We start from the raw sequence: 3839 nt of genomic DNA, 5'->3' as shown, positions 1-3839 counted from the left end.
GTTGTTTACCGCCAGGAAGGATATAAAACGAGCGGATTTAGCGTCCGATGCCTAAAAGATGAGTAAAGACCAAATTTGGAATCAAAAAAATATGAAATCAAGACTGCTTCTTTCAGTTCTAATGCTCGGTTTGATCCTCGGTGTTTATGGCCAAAAATCAACAATAACTTTAACTTTCACTGCTGATGAAAACGGCCTGCATGTGCCGCTCAACAGCATTCTTATCGAGAATTTAACCCGCGAACTTGATACCACCATTTACGCCCCCGACACAGTGCTGGTGATTGATTATCTGGTCGGTATCAATGAAAACCTCAACATCGGCGGCGATGGGTTTTACCTTTCCCAAAACTACCCAAATCCGCTCGGTGGCGAAACGACCGTTGATCTTTTTATACCTGAAACCGAAAATGTCAGGGTCATCGTGAGTGATATACTGGGAAGGGATTTGCTGAACCGAAAATTCCTGTTAGATCGGGGCAATCATTCCTTTACATTTTACCCTGGCACGGAAAGTCTCTATTTTTTAACTGCCCGCACTGATCATCACAGCCAAACAATCAAAATGATCAACACTCCGGCACAATCATCATCACCGAAAAATTGCGCATTGAAATACAATGGAGTAAAATCAGGTTTTGAGCAATATAAATCAGAAAATGAAGAAACCGGTTTTGTTTATTACCTCGGCGACCTCTTGAAATTCACGGCATTTGCCAACATCGGAGAGCGGGTTATCAGCAGTTCTCCCACAGGTGACAGAACCTATCATTTTAATTTTACAGGAACATCCTGTCCCGGAACCCCGACTGTTTCGGATATAGACGGCAACGTTTACAACACTGTTTTAATTGGCGAACAATGTTGGATGAAGGAAAACCTGAAAACAACAACCTTCAGAAATGGAACGCCTATTCCAAATGTAACTAATGGCGACGATTGGACCAATCTTACAACCGGCGCATATTCCTGGTATGGCAACCTGATCGAATGGAAAGAGAGCTACGGCGCGTTGTATAACTGGTTTGCAATAGTTGATCCCAACGAACTTTGCCCGGAAGGTTGGCATGTTCCTTCATGGGATAGTTGGACACAACTGATCAATTTTGCGGTTTCGCAGGGTTACCCAAATCAATGGAATGATCCAAATGGCGCGGGCAATGCACTTAAATCCTGTCGTCAGTTGGATTCACCTTTAGGTGGTGGTTGCAACACCACCGAACATCCGAGATGGAGCGCTCACGGCACTCATCACGGATTTGATGCATTTGGATTTTCAGCCCTTCCGGGTGGCTATCGCGTAGCCAATGGACTTTTCGCTTATCTATGGGGGTACGGAGGATGGTGGTCATCAACTGAAACCATACCAATCAGCGCCTGGAATCACCACATGTATCACTACGAAGCCAATGTAATCATGTACAGTTATTTTAAAGAGTATGGTTTCAGCGTGCGCTGTCTGAGAGATGATTTACCCCCAACAACTTACCAACTAACCCTCGAAGCCGAACCTTCGGATGCCGGAACAGTATCTGGTGAAGGACAATACGAAGCTGGGGAGGTTGTCAATATCTCTGCAACTGCCAACCCCGGTTGGGAGTTTGTCAACTGGACAGATGACGATGGAATTGTGAGCGAATTGGCAAATTTTACTTATACCATGCCAGCGCAGGATATTACCCTGACTGCAAATTTTATTAAAGACCAGGGTGGCTTTAACTGTGGAGACACATTGGTTGATCGGCGCGATGGCCAATCCTATGCCACCGTTCAACTAGGAGCCCAATGCTGGATGGCAGAAAACCTAAACATTGGAACAATGATCAATGTCACTCAGGAAATGGAAGATAATGGCATTATTGAAAAATACTGTTATAATAATGACGAAGCAAGCTGCGATATTTATGGTGGCTTATACCAATGGGACGAAATGATGAACTACACCAATAGTTTAGGAACTCAGGGCATTTGTCCCGAAGGATGGTCTATGCCGACTGATGCTGATTGGATACATTTGGTTGATTATGTGGTAGCACAGGGTTACCCAAATCAATCAGGAAACCCCTTAGGAGCCGCTAACGCCCTCAAGTCCTGTCGCCAGGTAAATTCACCAATGGGTGGCGACTGCAATACAACGATGCATCCACGTTGGAACCAAAATATTACCCACAGCGGATTTGATGAGTTTGGCTTTTCTGCACTTCCAGGCGGATACCGTTTCATTGATGGGGCATTTTATGGCATAGGAGACCTCGGGTTTTGGTGGTCTTCAACACTGGGACCACCTACACTATCTTGGCTACGTTACATGGTCTATGACACGGCAGTTGTTTACCGCCAGGAAGGATATAAAACGAGCGGAATTAGCGTCCGATGCCTCAGAAATGATGAATAAATATATTATCAATCGAAAATCCCTTTATCCATTATTAGAAAAAAAAACATGATTGTGAATGTTATGGAATGCCAAGCCCTGTAAGGCTTCAAAACAACTAACATGAATTTGAAATCAGGTTGTAACCTTAGAATCAAGGTTTACACTGGTGCTTAAGTGACCTCAAACGTTGATTTTGAAAAAGAAACTATCTTTGAATTCTCTAATCGCAAATTATGGATGAATAGGTACAATATTGGCTTGAGCTTTCTGATTATGATCTGGAAACAGCTGTAGCAATGCTAAATAGCAAGAGATATTTGTATGTCGGCTTTATGTGTCATCAGTCCATCGAGAAAATTTTCAAAGCCTATTTCACAGCGTCAAAGCCAGAAACACCGCCATACTCGCACAGTTTATCATATTTGGCGAAAAAGGGTGATTTTTATGAGCAGTTTACAGAAATTCAGACGGATTTTATTGACCAGGTTGAACCTTTAAACATCGAAGCCAGGTATCCATCCCACAAAGAAAGGTTATTAAAAAGTTTGACACATCAGAAATGTGTGGAGCTAATTGAACAAACTAAAGCATTGCAGATATGGATAAAAAAGAAGCTATAAATCTCGTTAAGCAATACAAACTCTTGTTAGCTAAGCATTTTGATCTTGATACAGTTTACCTTTATGGTTCATATGCAAAGGATGCAGGCAGGGACGATAGCGATATTGATGTGGCGGTGGTAGTAAATGGTGTTTCAGGAGACTTTTTTTCTGTTAACCCCCTTTTATGGAAACTGCGCCGGAAAATTGACGATAGAATCGAGCCAATTCTGATTGACAAAAACAATGATCAGCCAGGCTTTTTGAATGAAATCAAAAGGACAGGAATCGAAATAGAGTAGTCGTAGAGACAAGGCATGCCTTGTCTCTACGGCCATAATCAAAACCAGATCAATAACCCTGACAGGGTGCGCAGCACCTGTCAGGGTTTTGAAGATTTTTAATTAAAAACAAATCTCCCTGGAATAATCCCTGCGTTAAATGTGCCCATTAATTCACCTTTTGAACTGTAATGAAGCACTGCGCCACGTTGCTGGTAATCAATGGCGTCGCTTACGAGGATGTCGGAGGTTCGGGGACCAACTCCCAACGTATAGAACAGGCGGCCATTCTGACCGATGAATTGAGATTCGGGTAATGCATTACCTGAAGTTGGCATCCGGTAAACTCCCTGGTTCAGATAATAAAGTGTATCGCCGGTTCCGTTGATGCAGAGTGAGGACGGCGAGGTTTGAATATCGGGAAATGTAAAGACAGCCTCAGTTTCCAACGATTGCGGGTTGATCCGGTGCAAAGTCGGAAATTCTTCAGCCATAAACCCGCCACTGCACAGCACCCACAATTTGCCGGCAGCATCCAACACCATCGAATTGGGTTCTTTGCCCACCAATAACGAATCGGTT

At 43.4% G+C, this 3839-nt stretch carries 3 protein-coding genes and 1 pseudogene; 3 read left to right on the top strand and 1 reads right to left on the bottom strand.

Annotated features, from left to right (window positions below):
* The first annotated feature begins 91 nt into the window (after positions 1-91).
* From IH598_17770 to IH598_17760, 3 genes and pseudogenes are all read left to right on the top strand, one after another.
* Positions 92-2395 (top strand): hypothetical protein, encoded by a 2304-nt coding sequence (locus IH598_17770; GenBank protein ID MBE0640364.1) that lies wholly within the window; start codon positions 92-94, stop codon positions 2393-2395.
* Between the two features lie 215 nt (positions 2396-2610).
* Positions 2611-2997: pseudogene (locus IH598_17765) on the top strand (HEPN domain-containing protein).
* Entirely contained in the window at positions 2976-3278 is a 303-nt protein-coding gene (locus tag IH598_17760) for a nucleotidyltransferase domain-containing protein (protein ID MBE0640363.1), read from the top strand. The pseudogene IH598_17765 and the gene IH598_17760 overlap by 22 nt, the downstream one beginning before the upstream one ends.
* A gap of 98 nt (positions 3279-3376) precedes the next feature.
* Here the strand turns inward: IH598_17760 and IH598_17755 are convergent.
* On the bottom strand, positions 3377-3839 hold a 463-nt coding region (locus tag IH598_17755; GenBank protein ID MBE0640362.1), incomplete at its 5' end, for a YncE family protein.

The sequence above is a fragment of the Bacteroidales bacterium genome (assembly GCA_014860585.1).
Taxonomy (GTDB): domain Bacteria; phylum Bacteroidota; class Bacteroidia; order Bacteroidales; family 4484-276; genus RZYY01.
The sequence above is the reverse complement of the archived record's forward strand: the minus strand, read 5'-3'. Positions and strand labels throughout refer to the sequence as shown.

Excerpts from the sequence above, each read along its gene's own strand:
- IH598_17770 (MBE0640364.1), top strand. The coding sequence starts at position 92 with ATGAAATCAAGACTGCTTCTTTCAGTTCTAATGCTCGGTTTGATCCTC.
- IH598_17760 (MBE0640363.1), top strand. The coding sequence starts at position 2,976 with ATGGATAAAAAAGAAGCTATAAATCTCGTTAAGCAATACAAACTCTTG.